The organism is Treponema sp. (assembly GCF_045641405.1).
Lineage (GTDB): Bacteria > Spirochaetota > Spirochaetia > Treponematales > Treponemataceae > Treponema_D.
In genome coordinates this window covers 122,289-141,243 of record NZ_JAZUGX010000006.1, presented here as the reverse complement: position 1 = coordinate 141,243, position 18,955 = coordinate 122,289, and the positions used below count along the sequence as shown (strand labels likewise).

Here is an 18,955-nt window from a genome sequence, read left to right as displayed (position 1 = left end):
ATGAAAACAAAGAAGAATGGTGCGTTTACTGTCGCAATAGTTTCGGTTTACATAATTACAGTAGTGCTCTATGTTGCTTCACTCTTTATTGAATACAAGAATGGAGAAGAAAAAGCTTCCAACAGATTCAACAATATTACAAAGGATGTAAGCAGGATCAGTCTTGCAAATGTTCCAAGAAGCCAGAAATTCTATGATGAACTTCTTGCTTCCTTAGGGAATGTTGCAGACATCGCAGGCATCCAGCTTACATATGGAAATGAACTCATCTTTTCATATCCCAAAGACATGAAAGATCTCAATAACATCAAGAGCTATCTTGTGGTTTCTCGTACAACAAAGGTTTTTGCATCGAATGGAATTCCTGTAAACATCCACGCTTCCATCTACAGACTCAAGCCTTCTACAATCTTTTACAATGGTAGGGTTGCCTTCATAGTAATACTTGCCGCAACAATCATTACGGCTATATATCTCATCCTTTTTGTAAGGAACGGAACCTTCCCTACAGAAGCAGAAACCGATGATCTTGATGAGAATGAAATCGACTATCCAGATGTATCAACCTACGACCTTACTCCAGAAGAAACAAGCGAAATCAACAGCCAGCTTTCATCTTTAAGTGATTCTGATGTCGCAGAAAAAGAACCTGCCCCACAGGAAGCAGTTGATTCTGAAATAAAAGCAACAGAAGAAGGAAATGTCCTTACGGCTACTGATCTTGCAAGCTCCGATGAAAACGACAAGGAAGAAGATGTACTTGCATTCCTCAACGAAGAAAGGAAAGAGATTCCAGAAGAAGAGAAGCAAAACACAGCAGAAGTAAAATCTGATGATGGAGAAAACGCAAAGGAACCAAAGGGGCTTTTCTGTCCTGACACAGGATTTGGCTGGGAAGAATACATGATCACAAGACTGGACAGCGAGTTGTTGCGTTCAGCTTCAAGCGACCAGGATATTTCACTCTTCTCTATCAGGATCCCAGGTATCGACTGGACTTCTGAATGCGGCAAGAACATCAGCAAGATCATTCTTGAAAAAATCAAGTTCAATGATCTTGTTTTCAACTATGGCACAGACGGTCTTAGCGCCATCGTCCAGAACCAGAATACAGATCAGGCATTGGTAACAGCAGAAGCACTTCATAGCGAACTTACAAAAGTCCTCAATGATGCAGACTCAGGTCTCACTGTTTTCATCGGTATCTCTACCCGCTCACTTAGACTCATTTCTGGCTCTCGTCTTGCAAATGAAAGCAATGAGGCACTTAAGCGTGCAATGGCGGATCCAGATTCTCCAATCATTGCGTACAGGGTAAACCCAGAACGATACAAGGATTTCCTTGCTTCAGAATCATTTCAGGAAAAAGACAGACCCGTAGAAAAATCTGAAGATGAAAAGCTTCTTGAAAATCTTCCTGAACCACCTGCAGAGGAAACAGATAGTCCAGAAACTCCAAAAGATTCCATCAATCTTGATGAACTGGAAGATTTCGACATCGAGGAAGAACTTAATCTCTAGGCTAGCTTAAGAAAACGCAGCCTTGTCCAAGTCGGGGATGTCCCAAAAGTATTCATTATGCTAGGATCAAGCACCGTAAAGCATGCTTTTGTGACATTTTTCCCAAGAAGGCAATGCAGGAAAAACAATTTCGAGACAGGATTTCTTATCTTCAATTATCGTCTGCTTCTTCATTTAGTCCAAAGAGTTCTTCATTTGAAACAGAACCGTCATTCTTATCTTGATTGCCGTCTGCTTCAGAAGTCTTTGTTAAATCAGCTTTAGAATCAGTCTTATCTTCCATAAACTCTGAGACTTTCTTTTTTAAAGTCTCAACATGTTCATCATCAGGAAATTTTCCTTCAAGAAGATTAAGCTTTTCCTTTGCAAGCTCGTATTTCTCAGAAGCAATAAGAACATTGACATAATTGACAAGCGGCTCTGGATCATTGGGACGGTCCAAGCAGATTACATCGTACATCATCTCGGCCTTCTTAAAATTTCCACACATGGCTTCTATATATGCAAGGGACATCTTCAAAGAAAAATTTTCAGGATCCCTCTTAAGAAGCTTTATAAAGGATTTTCTTGCAGGAAGCCAGTTCTTGCTGTAAACATTGCAAAGGGCTATCTGATAATAAGCAGAATCATGAAGTTCCTTATTGCCTAATGCCAAGGTATAATACTCAATTGCCTTTGTATAATTTTTCTGTCCCTTATAGGTTTCAGCTATTGCATAGTATTCCTCGCTTATGTTGCGCTGAATGACTTTAGATTCACCAGGAATCATTCCCACCGTAGAAAAGCAGCCAACTAAACAAAGAGAAAGACAGAATGCAAAAGGAACGGATAATTTCATTATTTCTTTACGGACTCTTCAATGACATCTTCACCAACTACCCTATAATGTTTACCTGTAATTGGATCACGCATAAAAAGATCTTTAATCTGATTGTCAGAAACTTCAATACCAGAAAGATAGAGAGTCTCCGCATCGGTCTGCTCCACACTCCCTCCCATCATAGAAAATGAAAGCGAAAGCAATCCCTTTAAGGCAGAGGCAGCCTTTTTATTCGTAAGATGTATATAGAATGAAAGATTATATCTTCCAGAATATTGTCCAGGCTTTTTAGGATCAGGCTTATAGGAAAGACTACCGTAAATTTTATCTGTTCCTATATTGATGCTCTGCCCAATCAAATTTCTAAGATACTGTCCAGGACGGGTAATATAAAAAAGGATGTCCTTAGATTCCCTGTTGATCCAATTGTTGTATTCAGCGTCAGAGACTGGTTCAAGCCTAGAAAATTTCTCAAGCATAGGATCAAGATTCTGCGAAAAACAAAGTATTTTTGTCGAAGGAAAAGCTACCTCAAAACCACTGGCAGAAGACTTATATTTTGCCATATCACCTTCATCAAAATGCACGATTTCCTTTTCAAAACCGTTTTTCTTGGTCATAAGGGAACTGACAGCAATCTTTGGAACAGAAGTCCATGAGGCAGTCTCAAGATGGGATCGGTCCTTAACCCTTCCTAGACCAGAATACAAAGTCTCGGAGCGGTCACAGATCTTACCTGCATTTTCTTCAGTCATACCATCCATCATTGTAGAGACAATCTTTGTAATGAGCTCCCTATGTTCTTTTACAGGAACACTCATATAGATGCTGAGATCGTCTGAAAGCATTGCAAGAGGATGCACATATGCTTCAGGTGGTTCTTGCTCCACAACCTTTGCAGATTTACAGCCTGCCATAAAAGCCAACAAAAGAGCCGACATAACGGCAACTACCTGAATTTTTTTCATGTCCATCCCCTCCATGCCCTGATATGAATTAAATCTAAGCCTTAACTACGCTCATAACCCACTTTGCATCTTCACAGTCGACTTCAGTGCCATTAAGGCCGTCAACCCACTGTGCGTTTGCAGAAAGTGTTTCGCCTGCAATGAAGTCCTTGAACATTTCGAAAGCAGCCTTGAGGGAAGCGTCTCCACCAACAGAAAGATTGATTCTGTCTGTGATTTCAAAACCGCTTTCCTTTCTGAGGTTCTGAATACCGCGTACAAGGTCTCGGGCATATCCTTCTTTCTTAAGTTCATCAGTAATCTTTGTATCAAGACCGACTGTAAGGGTTCCTTCGTTGATTACCTTAAGGTCTTCCTTTTCCTTGCGTTCAACAATCAGGTTTTCCTCTGTAAGCTCAACATCAGTACCAGCAACATTGATTACAAGTTTTGAACCGTTGAGCATTGAAGCAATCTGATCGCCTGTAAGCTTTGTGATTTCTGCGGCAGCAAGCTTCATGTTTCCGCCAAGGAGTTTTCCAAGGACGCGGAAGTTTGCCTTTGCACTGTATTCAACAAGTTCGTCTTCCTTTTCGTGGAAGATTACTTCCTTAACGTTAAGTTCTTCTGCAATTGTATCGCGCATGCTGTCAAGGACCTTCTTTTCTTCTGCATTGCGTGTAACAAGAGCTACGCTTGCAAGAGGCTGACGGTTCTTGAGGTTGAATGTGTTGCGGAGTGAGCGTCCCATTGAAACTGCCTTCTGAACTGAAGCCATCTGGAATTCCAATGTTTCATCACGGAACTTTTCGTTGTAAACAGGATAGTCAGAAAGATGAACGGAATCCTTGTCTTCTGCAGTCTTAAGGTTCTGCCAGATTTCTTCCGTAATGAATGGAACGAATGGAGCTGCTACAAGTGCAAATGTCTTGAGTGCGCTGTAAAGTGCTCCGTATGCTTCCATCTTGTCATTGTCACTTCCAGACTTCCAGAAACGGCGGCGGTTGCGGCGGATGTACCAGTTGTTGATAGAATCGATGAAATCAAGCATTGGATCGATTGCAGCGCTAAGATCATAGTCATCGAGGGCTGCAGTTACGTCCTTTACCATCTTCTGAGCAACTGAAAGAATCCAGCGGTCAAGAGGATTGTCAGGAAGTTTGCTGTCAAATTCGTGACCTGTACAAGTAACGCCGTCAATATTTGCGTACTGAACAAAGAATGAATATGAGTTCCACAAAGGAAGGATGATCGACTTGATAACTTCACGGACACCATCATCACTGTATTTAAGGTCATCAGCCTTAACGACTGCAGAGTGCATCAGGAACAGGCGGAGTGCGTCGGCACCAAACATGTTGATTGCCTCTACAGGGTCAGTGTAGTTCTTGAGTGACTTTGACATCTTGCGTCCGTCTGATGCAAGAACAAGACCATTTACGATACAGTTCTGGAATGCAGGCTTGTCAAAAAGGTGGCTTGCAAGAATTGTAAGTGTATAGAACCATCCGCGGGTCTGGTCAAGACCTTCGGAAATGAAGTTTGCAGGGAAATGACTTTCAAAGAATTCCTTGTTTTCAAATGGATAGTGCTGCTGTCCGTAAGGCATAGATCCTGATTCAAACCAGCAGTCAAAAACTTCTGGAATGCGCTTCATTGTGCCCTTGTTACATTTTGGACACTTGAATGTGATCTTATCGACAAACTGCTTGTGAAGGTCTTCTGGATATGTTCCGCTAAGATCCTTAAGTTCCTGACGGCTTCCAACGCAAAGGCGGTGGTTACATTCAGGATCATCACACTTCCAGATTGGGATTGGGTTACCCCAGTAACGGTTGCGGCTTACTGCCCAGTCACGGCTACCTGCAAGCCACTTACCAAAGCGGCCTTCCTTGATGTGACCTGGCTGCCACTTGATCTGGCTGTTAGCCTTGAGAAGTGCATCGTGATGGTCTGCAACCTTTACGAACCATGAACCGATTCCGCGGTAAATGAGAGGTGAACCACAGCGCCAGCAGTGTGGGTACTGGTGGTTAACAGTCTCACGCTTTACAAGCTTGCCTTCCTTCTTAAGGCGGTCCATGATGTCCTTGTCTGCATCCTTAACGAAGATACCCTGATAGTCAGGAACTTCCTTTGTAAATTTACATTCTGCATCCAAAGGCTGAACATTTGGAACACCACTGCCTGCGAATACCTTGTTATCTTCTTCACCAAAGGCAGGAGCAATATGAACGATACCTGTACCGTCTTCAGTAGAAACATATGCAGCATTGAACATGCGGAACGCACCAGCCGAGCAAGGCTGTCCAGACTTTTCAGAACAAACCTTAGAATCTGCAAGTTCTGCAAAATAAGGGAACAATGGTTCGTAAGTTGCACCTACAAATTCACTACCCTTGTGTGTCCAAAGGATTTCATAGTCTTCTTCATTCTTGAAGTATGCAGAAACGCGAGCCTTGGCAAAAATGTATCTTGTACCGTCTGACTTGTCCTTAAGCTTAACATACTCAACTTCCGGTCCCATACAGAGACCAAGGTTTGATGGCAATGTCCATGGAGTTGTTGTCCATGCGATGAAGTATGTATTTTCAAGATCATTGTCACCGATTGCTGCAGGCAATGATTTTACAGCAAACTTGATTGTAACTGCAGGATCCTGCTTGTCTTTATATCCCTGAGCAATTTCATGAGAAGAAAGAACTGTAGAACAGCGTGGACAATATGGAAGGATGTACTGGTCTTCGTAAATAAGTCCCTTGTCCCAAAGTGACTTTGCAACCCACCAGATGGATTCCATGAAATCAGGATTCATTGTTTTGTAATCGCGGTCAAAGTCTACCCAGCGTCCCATGCGTGTGATTGTCTTGCGCCATTCAGCTGTATATTTCAAAACGGAATCACGGCACTTTTCGTTGAACTTGTCGATTCCAAATTCTTCGATTTCGTGCTTTGAGTTGATTCCAAGTTCCTTTTCAATAAGGTTTTCTACTGGAAGACCATGGCAGTCCCAACCGAAACGGCGGTCAACTTTCTTGCCCTTCATTGTCTGATAGCGAGGAATAATATCTTTGATTGTTGATGGAATAAAGTGTCCGAAGTGTGGAAGACCAGTTGCAAATGGTGGGCCGTCAAAGAATACATATTCTTCACAGCCTTCTCTCTGGTCCAATGATTTCTTGAATGTGTTGTTCTGCTCCCAGAACTTTAAAACTTCTTCTTCCTGTTTTGGAAAATCTGCTTTTGGATCAACACTCTTGTACATAAAATCCTCTGAAAATAATAAAAAAGTTGCTCTATTTTATCATAATCAGAGGGTTTAGTATATAGATAGAACTAGTAAAGTACTGCTTCTGGCTCTTCTGCAGCTTCAAACTTTACGCTTCCACGTCCTGTAAGATCAAGGTTTGCATTGACGGTAGCATTTATCGCTTCTGGATCACGCAGTCTTGCAATGGCAAGGGAAGCAAGAGCTCTAAGGTTTTCATCCTGATTTGTATTTGATTCTACCTTTTTCATGGCCGCATCAAGCTGAGCGTTGAATCTTTCCTGCGACATACCCATTACAAGAACATAAGAATATACGGCAGGCTTTACGACTTCACCTTTCTTGTTCTGGATTTCGTACTGAGCCCAATAGCTTGTAACACGCTCAAGTCCATTAAGGGTAACATTCTTTGTGATCATATCAACGACCTGTGCCTTGGATTCCATTGTAATTGAAGATCCTGGTCCTTCAAGGTCCCTCTGTCTGTCAGCAACCTGTGCTACATTCTGTGCAATTGAAGCAGATACAGCAGACTGGATGTTGAACGAATCAGTCATTGTCTTGATTGCTTCAAGATTTTCTCCAGTTGCATTTACAGCCCACAGACGGTAATTGCTGTAGTCATCACCTTCTTCAGAAAGTGCTTTACGAAGTGAGGCTTCGCTTCTTGCATTGAGAACAAGTGAATACCAGTCAGGAAGATCACCGTTAGCAGCAAGTCCCTGCCAGTCAATGTATTCTGCGTGGTTGGCAGCAGACTTAGCCTTGTTTTCCTTTGATGAAATTTTTGTTGGTTCTGGTGTCGAGCCACAAGAAACAATAAACAATGCAGCAGCTACGCTGGCAATACATGCAATAGATTTTTTCATATCATACCCCTTTAGTGTAAAAAAATACTATATCAAAACTATAGTGCTAAAAATACATATGGACAACACAGTTTCATAATAATTAGAAAACTCTAATCTTCATAATTTCAACTGGAAATTGTTTTTAATGAATTAGGAATCAGTATTTTTTCGCAACACAAAGCAATGAAGGCTGATAATTTTTAATGGTGAGGAACTTAATCATCGGGAGGAAGTCTATCTCTTTTGATCAAGCCGCGGTTTCCAGACCACCTCACCTTTTTTTTTGTTTTCCATTGGAAAATTGCATTTTATTGGATTTCCCCGTACAATAAACCCATGACGATCATTGCAGAAATTGGAACAGCACATTCAGGTGACCTAACCAAGGCATTTGAACTCATAGATGCATCTAAAGAAGCAGGAGCCGACTGCGTTAAATTCCAGTGGGTATATGCAGATGAAATTCTCCATCCCGACACAGGATTTGTGGATCTGCCAAACGGGAGGACAAGACTCTACGACAACTTTAAGACTTTGGAATGTAACCAGGAATTTTATGCTAAGTGCATGGAATATGCACGAAAAAAGAACATCCTTTTTGCATGTTCGCCTTTCGGTTTGAAATCACTAAGGGAACTTGCAGAGCTCAAACCCGATGCAATTAAAATCGCAAGCCCTGAAGTAAACCACTACCCAATGCTGAATGCCTGCTCTGAATTTTACGGCAAGATTCCACTGATACTTTCAAGCGGAGTTTCAAAGCTTGGTGACATAGAAAAGGCAATTGACATTCTTGAATGCACAGAAAAAAAAGAATGCGCACCTATGAAAATGCCAGTCCTTACACTCCTCCACTGCCTGACATTTTATCCGGCTCCAGAAGACGAATACAACGTCCGCTGCGTGAACACTTTGGGAAAGATTTTCGGAGTACCAACCGGAATCAGTGACCACAGCATGGATCCTGTTCTTGTTCCTGTCCTTTCAGTTGCCATGGGTGGCACCATGATAGAAAAGCATATTACCCTCAGCCGGAAAGACAGCGGACTTGATGATCCGGTTGCCCTTGAACCTGAAATGTTCAAGCTTATGGTACACAGCGTACATCAGGCTGAAGCAGTATTACGACATAGCGGTGAAAATGAAATATACCGTCAGCTTGAATATGAATACCCTCGGGAAAAACTGGAATCCATTCTTGGTACCGGTGTAAAGAAACTTGCACCTGCAGAAAAATCAAACTACGGCAGAACAAACAGAAGCCTTCACTACATGCGCTCGATGAAAAAAGGAGAAAAGATAGGAACAGCAGACATATCTGTCCTCCGTACAGAAAAAATCCTAACGCCAGGTATTGGTCCTGAATTCCTAGAACTTGTGACAGGTGCGGTTTTAACAAAAGATGTTGAAAATGGCGCAGGCGTAAGATTGGAAGATTTTATTGAAAAATAACAGATATAAAGATATGCTCAAATATCGAGCCTAAAAATTCTTTTGAATGTACTACTAGAAAACGCACGACAATTCGCCGCGGTTGAAGGTAAATGGAATCGGACTGCGCACTTTTGCCATGCAAAAGTGCTTGCCAACCTTCAAAGCGGCTCGGTTGTCGTTTACCTTTTCTTCCCGTATATTCAAAGATATCCTAGTAATTTTCGATATTTGAGCATTACCACATTAATCATAGCTGCGTGTAAAATCTATTCAACATATTTAATAATAAACACCAAACCAATCAGTAATCATATCTGCCCAGCCATTATTCCTCTTTCCAAAATCCAAATCCGTCTTATACCAGTCAGAAATACGTCCATCTCCAACAGCATACCCACAGATTGTAATCCCACATCCTACCAAATTATTTTCTTCATAATAGTTTTTAGTAGGCAAAGAATTTGTCGTGGATCTACGCCACGAATAAACAATTGCTTCAGATAATGCATCCTGTAACGCAGAAGACAATTCTGACTCAGTATTCCTAATCCGATAAGAAAAATATCCTATATCAAATAGATAATTTATAGTTCCTTTATAATACATATTAAATTGATTTGGCATAAGATAATTCGAATAAGAGCTTTTTTTATCTTTTATATTCTGAGCAAGTGAATCAATAGCATTTGCACATGCATCAATTTTGGAAAGGTCAATCACTGTTGTTGTAGGAACGACAGAAAGACCTGCCATATCCTTATAGTACTTTGCATAACTTTCTCCTATGGTTTTAGAAATCGTTCTAGCGCTATTTCCACTTTTAAAACACTGCATTATAAGTTCATAATTAAATCCAGGTCCTGGTGTAGAATTAGGAGACGCAATCATATATTCAGAACAATTCCTGAATTGATAGGCATCCTCCATACTTGCACCAAAACAAACATCTAAAAGCAAAACGGATAACTTTTTCTTACCAAATCCATAACCAGCATCAGACAAAGCATTAGAGAATGTATCAGAATACATATATTGTTTGGAATTACTAAAATCATAACACATAGCCCTTGCATTTTTTCCAGGTCCTGTACCATGATCTGCAATATGCAAAAGGACATTCGTAGCCGTATAATGTTTATTAACCCATTTCAAAAAAGTGGATAAAGTAATGTTACTAGACATATCCACTTCCTTGCTATTAAAAATAGACATGTCAACAATCTCAGAATCAGATTCACTAACTTTAAAATTATTAAAGTTTGAAATATTGTAAGTTAAAGCACCAACACCACCCAAAGTAGTATCTGGGCCTAAATCAAAAATTCTCGTATCCGATGGTTGTATACTATCCCACAGAGCAACAACCCTTATTGACGAATAGCCATACTTTGGACTTCTGTCAGAATTCATAATATGGGCAAGACCTTTTTCAACTTCATCAAAGTCAGTTCTGATAGATGATGAAATTTTCCCCTCTTCTGCATCCATATACATGATGAAAAGCCAGTCTGAAGTTTTTTTTCCACCAGCAAAATAGTCAGACTCATTAACGACAATTCCACCATCTTCAAAAGAAACAATAGGTTTAGTGATATATTCCACCACCTGCATACAGCTTGTGAAAACAAAGGAGGCAAAGAGAAACATTGAAATCAAAAAAGCATTTCTATTCATAATTATTTCCAGAAGACCTTAGACAAGATCTGCAATAAGCTTCAAACCTTTGACAGTAAGATCCTTATCAACAATGGTAAAGCAGTCAGTCAACGGTTTAAGAACGCTGTTGAGGCCACCGGTTGCAACAACCTTAATGTCGTCCACACAGTCACCGCTTATTTCTGAAAGATTCTGCTTGCACTGAGCAACAAGGCTTTCAACAAGGCCCTTATATCCAAGAACGATTCCGCTCTGGATTGCTTCTTTAGTTGTATTACCGATAACTTTTCTAGGAGCTTCAAGAGGAACAAAAGGAAGCTGGGCTGTATTCATTGCAAGGGCCTTTACGGCTGTTCCAAGACCAGGAGAAATCGTTCCTCCATGAATGATTCCTTTTGAATCAGTGCAGGTCAAAGTCAAAGCTGTACCAAAATCAACCACGATGTTTGCCCCGTGGAAAAGGTTCCATGCTCCTACAGCATTGCAAAGAAGGTCTGTACCAAGTTCCCTTGAGCTGTGGCCCGTAAGATGCACTGGAAGGATTGAACCTTCGCAAGCAAGGTTGGACTTGATGACAAAAGGATGTTTTTTTACGATGCGCTGGCAGACAATAACAAAGGGACCTATAAGCGCAGGAACAACGGAACTTATGATTCCCTTGCTGAAGCAGTTTGTATCAAGGCCAGCATCACGGCAAAGAGTAAGGATTGTAGAAGTGTATTCGTCACCAGTTCGCTTTGTATCAGAACTGATCCTCCACTGCTGGATGATTTTATTTCCATCAAAAACCGCGATGACTACGTTTGTATTTCCAATGTCTACAGCAAAAAGCATATGCGTTTATATTCCCATAAATAAAGTTATTCGATAAAATAAGTTTACTATAAATTCAACATAAAGAAAATAAGGATATTTTTATGGATTTGATTCAGCCAAAAATTTTGAAAGGATTCAGAGACTTTTTGCCACAGGACGAAATCTTGCGTTCTGACTTGATTGAAAAGCTTACACATACATACCGTTCATACGGATTTGTTCCTATCGATACTCCAGTTCTTGAATATACAGAAATTCTTCTTCGCAAAAGCAATGGCGAAACGGAAAAGCAGATGTTCCGCTTTGAGGACAACGGTGGTCGTGATGTTGCAATGCGCTTTGACCTTACGGTTCCATTTGCACGGTATACAGCACAGCACAAGGAAGAACTCTACTTCCCTTTCAAACGCTACCACATTTCAAAGGTTTGGCGCGGAGAAAAGCCACAGGCAGGCCGTTACCGTGAATTCATCCAGTGTGACTTTGACACTGTAGGAACAGACAGTGCAACAGCAGACTTTGAAGTTCTTGCATTGATGAAGGCTGCCCTTGCTTCCATTGGCGTTGAAAAAATCACAATCCATGTAAACCACCGCGGAATCTTCAACCGCTTCCTTGAAAAAATCGGAGCAAAGGAAAAGTCTGATGACATCCTCCGAATCGTTGACAAGCTTGCAAAGGTTGGCGAAGAAGAAGTAAAGAAGGAACTTACAGAAGTTACAGGCGATGCTTCAAGCGCAGACAAAATCTTAGGCTACATCAAGCCATGCGGTTCTTTTGAAGAGACACTTGCAAACATCGAAAATCTTGCTGGCGGAGAAGACCTTGATTCAAAGCGCATGAAGGACATCTATGCCATGATGAAGGCTGCAGGAATCGACGGAACATATACTCTCGATCCAAGCATTACACGCGGACTCGACTACTACACAGGCGTTGTTTACGAAACATTCCTCAATGATCTTCCATCAATCGGATCCGTTTGTTCAGGCGGAAGATACGACAACCTTGCAGGCCTTTACATGAAAGACAAGCTTCCGGGAGTTGGTGCTTCAATTGGTCTTGACCGCCTTATTGCAGGCCTTACTGAACTTGGAATTACAGAAGCAAAAGGAAGCTACCTTGATGCAGAAATCTTCAACGGAGATGAGGAACTTGCAGCCCACTATCAGGGTGTTGCAAGCGCACTTCGCGCAAAGGGAGTTGCAGTTGAAGTATTCCCTGACTGCGTAAAGATGAACAAGCAGTACACTGTTACAGAAAAGAAAGGAATGCCATGGGGCATCCTCATCAGCAAGGAACAGGCCGCAGCGGGCAAACTTACACTCAAGAACCTTAAGACACGCGAGCAGTTTGCAGACATTTCTGTTGAAGAAGCCGTAAGCAAGATCAAGGGGTAAATTTTCAAACAAAAGGCTGTGTCCGTAGAAAGTGTTGCTATATGATATGTGGTGGTCGAGGCTCTCGAAACTACCACATATCTTGTGGATTTTGCTTGATTTCGATAGGCGCATCAAGGAAACTACGTTGCCATGTCCAATCGGTGCAGCAACAGTATTTTCGTACATAGCTTTTTTTTAATTCTTCTTAAGCTTTTCAGAAGCGGTCTGTGCCTTTAATTTTGTATCGTAGATATCGACAAGACTTGCGGAAAGACATCCTTCCTCAAACTTGTACCAGAGTTCAAATTCCTCTACATTTTTCTTTCTTCTCTTGGAATTTGACTCTTCAATTTCTTTCTTGATGAACTCTTTCCCTTTTACAAGAAAAACATCACCACTTCTGGCATGGGCCCTTACAATGGATGAATAGTCACAGTCCTGAAGAAATGCAGCATAGGGAACCTTTATGACAGCCCATTCCTGATCTGGAGTAATGCTTAGAGAATCAGAGGAATTCAAATCTATTGTCCTTTCCTTTGAGCAGCCTAAAAGGAAAAAAAACACAAATGAAGCAAATACTGTAAAAATCTTTTTCATCAGAAGAACTCCTAAAGAGATTCTGCGTATTTCTTTACTGCAGGATAAATAAGCAGATCGGAATCCACGAAGTCAAGGCCACCAATTTCTGCAAGATCTACCCATCGGTATTCAGTATGTTCCGTAAGCACATACCTTTCAGTCATACCGTCATGGGGAACATAGATTCTATAGGCGTGGAGGAGCCTTTTTTTTCCGTTATGTTCGAATTCAGCATCTGCGATGTATTCCCCAACCTTGACTTCCACACCGAATTCTTCCTGGAATTCCCTGACGATTCCTACAGTTTCCTCTTCTCCATCCTCTACCTTTCCACCAGGAAATTCCCAACGGTTTCCCATCTGTCCTGTAGGATTTCTATGGGCGATGAGAACTTTTCCTTCCTGATTAAATGCGATGCAAGCAATGGAAACATTGGACATAAGAAACTCCTCTGTCTAAAGGAAAAGAACCTGAGGAAAAACAAAGTGAAGCAATGCTGCCACAAAGCAGAAATATCCGATTCCTTTACGGGAATCAATGAAGACCTTCTGCACGTTTTCACTTATTCCAACTTCTGTATCTGTAGTAGAGATGTAATATTCAAGAAGAACAGAAGCTCCACCCGCAAGACCTGCGATGGCAGGAATCAGATCACCTACAACTGGCACATCATTTCTGAATACAGAAAGGATTTTCATTACGGCAACAAAAACACATAGAATACCAATGACCATACGGAAACTTGGACTGTCCAAGCCAAGCTCACCAAAGGTCTTCTTTACCTTGGAAGCAGAGGAAGTTTCAGAAGAAATGGCTCCAAGGTCATCGTCGAAAGTTTCATCGCCAAAGGAATCATCATCAAGATCACCATCAAGTTTTTGGGAAACAAGATTGATCCCAAAAACAAGTACAAGACCTGCAAGGATATTCATCAGAACTGAAAGAAAGTAAAACTGTGCCATAATTACCTCTTATTATAGAATAATCTAAAATATCGAAAAACGCAATTTACCTTTGTTTAATTCGCGCCATAAGGATTTTTTCATTTTCTCCGCACCTGATGGAAGCCCTTATCTGCTTAAGGTCATAATCTTTGAAAACTGCCCTGACATACTGCTTACCAGAGTCCCCATATGAACAGTTTTCAGAATATTTATCAGCAACAGCGCCCTCATAATTTATGCATTCAAGGAGCACTTCAAGAACAACAGGAACGTTGTCATTTTTATTTGAAGCATTTTCCATTTCCAGACTGGCATAAACTTCTCCAGCAAAGGAAAACGCCGTAATTTCACAGCGAATGCCAGAAACGACATCGGTTTCAGGTCTCCTGAAAATTCCAAGAAAAACAACAACTCCGATGCAGATAAGCATGGTAAAAAAAACAATCTTGTTGCCCTTTGTGGAAACAAGTGCCTTGAAAAAGCCTGGACTCATCTTTATCTTGCCTGTAGCAAAATCCTTTGTCCTTTGGTCTTCCCTGTTGCGAAAGCTTCCCCTTTCATAATGAAAGACAAGATTCTCTTCTTCTGGATTGATTTCTTCAACTGGTTTACCGTCAATAATATCTGCCATTGATTTTCCTTATCTTTGAAGAATCTAGTTCTTGATGACAGCCTGGATGAGGGAATCTGCGCGCCACCATGCAACACTTGCCTTTTCCCTTTCAACAAGAAGAACTGAAATAATTCCTTCGCGACTCAGATTGAATGAATAGTAAAGATTTGCTTCCCTGTTGAGATCCACATTCCTCTTGAGGATTCTCTGTCCGTCAGACTGGACCATCTGTACCGTAAAACCGCTCTGTGTACTTACGATGAAATAAAGCCAACCTGATTCAGTTACTCCAAGGAAATCATAAGGAATGTCGTAGCTTTCCTTGCTGAATCCTTCGGAAATTTCCTCACTATATGGGGGAATCGTCACAGCCATTTCATAGGCATTCTCTTCAACCTTGAAAGGATGGATAAGGCTTGTTACATATTCAATTCCAGACTGAACCCTTGAAGAAGCATCGACATAGCTTGAAAAATAATCAACCTTTAGATAAATGGTTCTTGTCCTGTAATCAGGTACAATATTATCCAACGAATAGAAATAATCGCTGCTTTCCTCTACAAACGGATTTGGAATATTCTGTTTTTCGACTGGAATGGTATAAAGAAGGAATCCATCAGCTGAATACCAGTAGACCGTCATTCCCTTCTGGGTCGTGCAGACAACTACAAGTTCATTTCTATCGGTTGTATAGATGTTCTTTATGTATGAAAAAGGAGTTCCCCCAGGTCCCTGCTGTCCAATATAGCTGACGAATTTCTTGTTTTCATCAAAATGGAGCACAACCTGACTAAGAGAAACCTTGGATTTAGCATCATTTTCCTGCCGCTCAAGTGGAAGGCGTTCAACGACATAGAGATGCTTTCTTGAATCAACGGAAATCAGGGAAATGTCATTGAAAGGATAAGGAACGGCATTCCTTGTCGAATTTGCGCCATTGCTTTCACCTGCAAAAGATGGATGTGGATTCGTCTCGTCGTTGTAATAGAGTGTGAGCAGATTTCCATAGCTGTTCATCTCCATTATCTTCTTTGCCTCTCCGTTCATGATATAGAAGAAGCCATCGCGCATGCAAAGATTTGTGTTTATCTCACCAGGATGACCAAAATCAAAAAGATTCAGTTCATCCTCAAAATTTCCATATTCAAGGGAAAAAAGATCTTCTCTTTCTACACTGGATACAATACGGCTTCTTGAGCAGGATGCTAGGTGCAGCAAAGCTACCACTGAAACCGCAATCTTGACCAAATTTTTCATAATAAAAAGATACATAAAGAGAAGATATTTTGCAATATTTGAATTTTATTCGATTATTGTGTATTATTATCTATTATGTTTGACAAAGTATTGACATTTGTATTTGGCTCGGCAAATGACCGTGCAGTTAAGGCACTTGAGCCTATCGTAGCAGCAATTGAAGAACGTGAACCTTGGGCACAGTCCTTCAAGGATGAAGAATTCCCTGAACAGACAAAGATTTTGAAGGATCGCCTTGCAAAGGGTGAAACTCTTGATGATATTCTTGTAGATGCATTCGCTCTTGCCCGTGAAGCTGCAAACCGTGTTCTCGGTGAACGCGCATACCCTTGCCAGCTCATGGGTTCCCTCGTCCTCAATTCAGGAAAGATTACTGAAATGAAGACAGGTGAAGGTAAGACATTGATGTGTGTCTGCGCAGCTTACCTCAATTCCCTTTCAGGCAAAGGTGTCCACATCGTTACAGTAAACGAATACCTTGCAGAACGCGACAGCAAGTGGATGGGCCGCGTATACAAGTTCCTTGGACAGACAGTAGGTTGTGTCCTTGCAAACATGGACAACGAAGCACGCAAAGCTGCCTACAACTGCGACCTTACATACGGTACAAACAGCGAATTCGGCTTTGACTATCTTCGCGACAACATGCAGATTGAAATGTCCGCAAAGACACAGCGCGGATTCAACTTCTGTATCGTCGATGAAATTGACTCCATCCTTATTGATGAAGCAAGAACACCTCTCATCATTTCAGGACAGGCAGAAGACGACACCTTCAAGTTCCACGAAGTTGACAAATATGTAGGACAGTTCAAGGAAGTTGAAAAGGATCCAAAGACAAACGATTACCCTGATGAAGTCGACATGACTCCAGAACAGAGGGAAGCCCTTGAAGGCGACTACAAGCTTGATGAAAAGTCAAAGCGCGTTTCCTTTACAGACAAGGGTATGAACAAGATTAACGACATACTCCTAAAACAGCACCTGATTGCAGAAGGAACGACTGTTTTCGATTCTGAAAACTTTGAATATGTACACTACTTCACCCAGGCCGTTCGTGCCCACACACTTTACCACAACGATGTTGATTACGTTGTTCAGGAAGGACAGGTTCAGATTGTCGATGAATTCACTGGTCGTATCCTTGAAGGCCGCCGCTACGGAGACGGACTCCACCAGGCAATCGAAGCTAAGGAACACCTTAAGATAGCTCAGAAAAGCCGTACTCTCGCAACAATCACATACCAGAATTTCTTCCGCATGTACGACAAGCTTTCAGGCATGACAGGTACTGCAGAAACAGAAGCAGTTGAATTCTCAAAGATCTACGAGCTTGATGTTGTTGCAATTCCAACACACAGACCTGTCGCACGCAAGGACGAAGACGATGAAGTTTACCTTAACGAAGCAGACAAGTGGGTTGCCATCGCAAAGGAAGTAAAGGAAGCACACGCAAAGGGACAGCCAGTTCTTATCGGTACAGTTTCAGTTGAAAAGTCAGAACACTTAAGTACAATCCTTACCCGCAGCGGAATTCCTCACGAAGTTTTGAACGCAAAGAACCATGAACGTGAAGCACATATCATCGAAAACGCTGGTGCAAAGGGTGCCGTTACAGTTGCCACAAACATGGCAGGTCGCGGTACAGACATTAAGCTTGGTGGTTCACTCGAAAGCCGTGCAAAGAAACGCGCAGGGACAGATGCTTCAGAAGAAAAGCTTGAAGAAGCACGCAAACTGGAATACGACAAGTGGCTTGCAGACTGCAATGAAGTAAAGGCTCTCGGTGGTCTTTATGTAATCGGTTCTGAACGCCATGAAAGCCGCCGTATCGACAACCAGCTCCGTGGACGTTCAGGTCGTCAGGGAGATCCAGGACGTTCCAAGTTCTACATTTCCATGGACGATGACCTTATGAGACTTTTCGGTGGAGAAAAAATGAAGGCAATCATGTCAAGAATCGGCATGCAGCCAGGAGAACCTATCAACCACCCTATGCTCAACCGTTCAATTGAAAAGGCCCAGAAAAAGGTTGAAGAAAGAAACTTTGAAATCCGTAAGCACCTCCTTGACTACGATGATGTTCTCAACCAGCAGAGAAAGTTCATCTACGGACAGAGAGACGACATTCTTGTTGATGAAAATCTCAGCACCCGTGTTCTCAACAATGCCCTGGAGACTGTTGACGGAATCTTTGATCAGTTTGGAAAGATTAAGGGAGCATCAAAGAGCCAGCTTGCAGACAAGATACGTGAGACATTCGGTCAGAACGTTGAATATGACCGCCTTACTCCAGAGGGGGTAAAGGCAATCCTTCAGGATGACATTACTCAGAAGGAAATGCTAGTTGGAAAGCAGCAGCTCAACATGTTCATCAGATACCAGTATATCCAGATGATCGACAAGAAGTGGCTTGACCAGCTTGAATTCCTTGACGGTCTTAAGGAATCGGTTCACCTCCGTGGTTACGGACAGAAAAATCCTTTGACGGAATACAAGAACGATGGTTTCGATGCCTTTGACGAAATGCTCGGATTCATCCGTGATACAGTTTCAAGCCTTATATTCAGGGTTAAGATCCAGATCAATGGAGAACCAGCTCCAAAGCGCGTAATGCCGACACAGATGAACGCAAAGCACGAGGATGCTGCATCTCAGTCTCCAATGGCTGCGGCAAACAACCCAGGAAATTCCTTCAATGCAAGACAGGCTCAGCAGGGTGCAAGAGACAGCGCAATGAAGAGCGGTCGCCAGGGACAGGGAGTTACAGTCGTAAGAAGCCAGCCAAAGGTTGGACGCAACGATCCTTGTCCATGCGGAAGCGGCAAGAAATACAAGGCTTGCCACGGACGCGGAATGTAATCTAT

General features: G+C 41.9%; 15 protein-coding genes. 4 read left to right on the top strand and 11 right to left on the bottom strand.

Going from position 1 to position 18,955, the window contains the following annotated elements; genetic code table 11:
* Window positions 1-1,521, top strand: coding sequence for a nucleotidyl cyclase domain-containing protein (locus ACKI39_RS01395; RefSeq protein ID WP_407396912.1), 1,521 nt, complete (start codon window positions 1-3; stop codon window positions 1,519-1,521).
* Window positions 1,522-1,672: 151 nt separating this feature from the next.
* Here the strand turns inward: ACKI39_RS01395 and ACKI39_RS01390 are convergent, their stop codons facing one another.
* From ACKI39_RS01390 to ACKI39_RS01375, 4 genes are all read right to left on the bottom strand, one after another.
* Entirely contained in the window at window positions 1,673-2,359 is a 687-nt protein-coding gene (locus ACKI39_RS01390) for a tetratricopeptide repeat protein (RefSeq protein ID WP_407396910.1), read from the bottom strand.
* Window positions 2,359-3,309: a hypothetical protein gene (locus ACKI39_RS01385; protein WP_407396908.1), complete on the bottom strand. Its 951-nt coding sequence runs from the start codon at window positions 3,307-3,309 to the stop codon at window positions 2,359-2,361. Before ACKI39_RS01385 ends, ACKI39_RS01390 begins: the two co-directional genes overlap by 1 nt.
* A gap of 34 nt (window positions 3,310-3,343) precedes the next feature.
* A complete protein-coding gene (ileS, locus tag ACKI39_RS01380; protein ID WP_407396906.1) occupies window positions 3,344-6,553 on the bottom strand; it encodes an isoleucine--tRNA ligase in 3,210 nt (1,069 codons plus the stop codon).
* Between the two features lie 71 nt (window positions 6,554-6,624).
* Entirely contained in the window at window positions 6,625-7,425 is an 801-nt protein-coding gene (locus ACKI39_RS01375; protein ID WP_407396904.1) for a hypothetical protein, read from the bottom strand.
* 318 nt (window positions 7,426-7,743) lie between these two features.
* Between ACKI39_RS01375 and ACKI39_RS01370 the strand changes: the two genes are divergently transcribed.
* On the top strand, window positions 7,744-8,859 hold the full coding sequence (locus ACKI39_RS01370) for an N-acetylneuraminate synthase family protein (RefSeq protein ID WP_407396902.1): 1,116 nt from the start codon (window positions 7,744-7,746) through the stop codon (window positions 8,857-8,859).
* Window positions 8,860-9,120: 261 nt separating this feature from the next.
* Here ACKI39_RS01370 and ACKI39_RS01365 read toward each other — a convergent pair whose 3' ends face one another.
* Complete coding sequence (locus tag ACKI39_RS01365) at window positions 9,121-10,515, bottom strand: clostripain-related cysteine peptidase (RefSeq protein ID WP_407396900.1); 1,395 nt, start codon at window positions 10,513-10,515, stop codon at window positions 9,121-9,123.
* 18 nt (window positions 10,516-10,533) lie between these two features.
* The gene (locus tag ACKI39_RS01360) at window positions 10,534-11,331 is read right to left on the bottom strand and encodes a type III pantothenate kinase (protein WP_407396899.1); all 798 of its coding nucleotides are present in this window, start codon (window positions 11,329-11,331) and stop codon (window positions 10,534-10,536) included.
* An 83-nt stretch (window positions 11,332-11,414) separates the two neighbouring features.
* Here ACKI39_RS01360 and hisS point away from each other — a divergent pair, with 83 nt between their 5' ends.
* Entirely contained in the window at window positions 11,415-12,713 is a 1,299-nt protein-coding gene (gene hisS, locus ACKI39_RS01355) for a histidine--tRNA ligase (protein ID WP_407396897.1), read from the top strand.
* Window positions 12,714-12,890: 177 nt separating this feature from the next.
* Here hisS and ACKI39_RS01350 read toward each other — a convergent pair whose 3' ends face one another.
* Genes ACKI39_RS01350 through ACKI39_RS01330 form a run of 5 tightly spaced genes read right to left on the bottom strand, consistent with a single transcriptional unit; the run spans window position 12,891 to window position 16,088 of the window.
* Complete coding sequence (locus ACKI39_RS01350; protein ID WP_407396895.1) at window positions 12,891-13,292, bottom strand: hypothetical protein; 402 nt, start codon at window positions 13,290-13,292, stop codon at window positions 12,891-12,893.
* Window positions 13,293-13,303: 11 nt separating this feature from the next.
* Window positions 13,304-13,714: a (deoxy)nucleoside triphosphate pyrophosphohydrolase gene (locus ACKI39_RS01345; RefSeq protein WP_407396893.1), complete on the bottom strand. Its 411-nt coding sequence runs from the start codon at window positions 13,712-13,714 to the stop codon at window positions 13,304-13,306.
* 15 nt (window positions 13,715-13,729) lie between these two features.
* Window positions 13,730-14,236: a hypothetical protein gene (locus ACKI39_RS01340; RefSeq protein ID WP_407396891.1), complete on the bottom strand. Its 507-nt coding sequence runs from the start codon at window positions 14,234-14,236 to the stop codon at window positions 13,730-13,732.
* Window positions 14,237-14,282: 46 nt separating this feature from the next.
* Window positions 14,283-14,849, bottom strand: a complete 567-nt coding sequence (locus ACKI39_RS01335; RefSeq protein ID WP_407396889.1) for a hypothetical protein — start codon at window positions 14,847-14,849, stop codon at window positions 14,283-14,285.
* Window positions 14,850-14,873: 24 nt separating this feature from the next.
* Window positions 14,874-16,088 carry an LIC_12708 family protein gene (locus ACKI39_RS01330; RefSeq protein ID WP_407396887.1) on the bottom strand — a complete coding sequence of 405 codons (1,215 nt, stop codon included), beginning with the start codon at window positions 16,086-16,088 and terminating at the stop codon, window positions 14,874-14,876.
* 75 nt (window positions 16,089-16,163) lie between these two features.
* On the opposite strand from ACKI39_RS01330, the gene secA reads away from it, so the two are divergent.
* Entirely contained in the window at window positions 16,164-18,950 is a 2,787-nt protein-coding gene (secA, locus tag ACKI39_RS01325; protein ID WP_407396885.1) for a preprotein translocase subunit SecA, read from the top strand.
* Window positions 18,951-18,955 lie beyond the last annotated feature (5 nt).

Excerpts from the sequence above, each read along its gene's own strand:
- ACKI39_RS01395 (WP_407396912.1), top strand. The coding sequence starts at position 1 with ATGAAAACAAAGAAGAATGGTGCGTTTACTGTCGCAATAGTTTCGGTT.
- ACKI39_RS01390 (WP_407396910.1), bottom strand. The coding sequence starts at position 2,359 with ATGAAATTATCCGTTCCTTTTGCATTCTGTCTTTCTCTTTGTTTAGTT.
- ACKI39_RS01385 (WP_407396908.1), bottom strand. The coding sequence starts at position 3,309 with ATGAAAAAAATTCAGGTAGTTGCCGTTATGTCGGCTCTTTTGTTGGCT.
- ileS (WP_407396906.1), bottom strand. The coding sequence starts at position 6,553 with ATGTACAAGAGTGTTGATCCAAAAGCAGATTTTCCAAAACAGGAAGAA.
- ACKI39_RS01375 (WP_407396904.1), bottom strand. The coding sequence starts at position 7,425 with ATGAAAAAATCTATTGCATGTATTGCCAGCGTAGCTGCTGCATTGTTT.
- ACKI39_RS01370 (WP_407396902.1), top strand. The coding sequence starts at position 7,744 with ATGACGATCATTGCAGAAATTGGAACAGCACATTCAGGTGACCTAACC.
- ACKI39_RS01365 (WP_407396900.1), bottom strand. The coding sequence starts at position 10,515 with ATGAATAGAAATGCTTTTTTGATTTCAATGTTTCTCTTTGCCTCCTTT.
- ACKI39_RS01360 (WP_407396899.1), bottom strand. The coding sequence starts at position 11,331 with ATGCTTTTTGCTGTAGACATTGGAAATACAAACGTAGTCATCGCGGTT.
- hisS (WP_407396897.1), top strand. The coding sequence starts at position 11,415 with ATGGATTTGATTCAGCCAAAAATTTTGAAAGGATTCAGAGACTTTTTG.
- ACKI39_RS01350 (WP_407396895.1), bottom strand. The coding sequence starts at position 13,292 with ATGAAAAAGATTTTTACAGTATTTGCTTCATTTGTGTTTTTTTTCCTT.
- ACKI39_RS01345 (WP_407396893.1), bottom strand. The coding sequence starts at position 13,714 with ATGTCCAATGTTTCCATTGCTTGCATCGCATTTAATCAGGAAGGAAAA.
- ACKI39_RS01340 (WP_407396891.1), bottom strand. The coding sequence starts at position 14,236 with ATGGCACAGTTTTACTTTCTTTCAGTTCTGATGAATATCCTTGCAGGT.
- ACKI39_RS01335 (WP_407396889.1), bottom strand. The coding sequence starts at position 14,849 with ATGGCAGATATTATTGACGGTAAACCAGTTGAAGAAATCAATCCAGAA.
- ACKI39_RS01330 (WP_407396887.1), bottom strand. The coding sequence starts at position 16,088 with ATGAAAAATTTGGTCAAGATTGCGGTTTCAGTGGTAGCTTTGCTGCAC.
- secA (WP_407396885.1), top strand. The coding sequence starts at position 16,164 with ATGTTTGACAAAGTATTGACATTTGTATTTGGCTCGGCAAATGACCGT.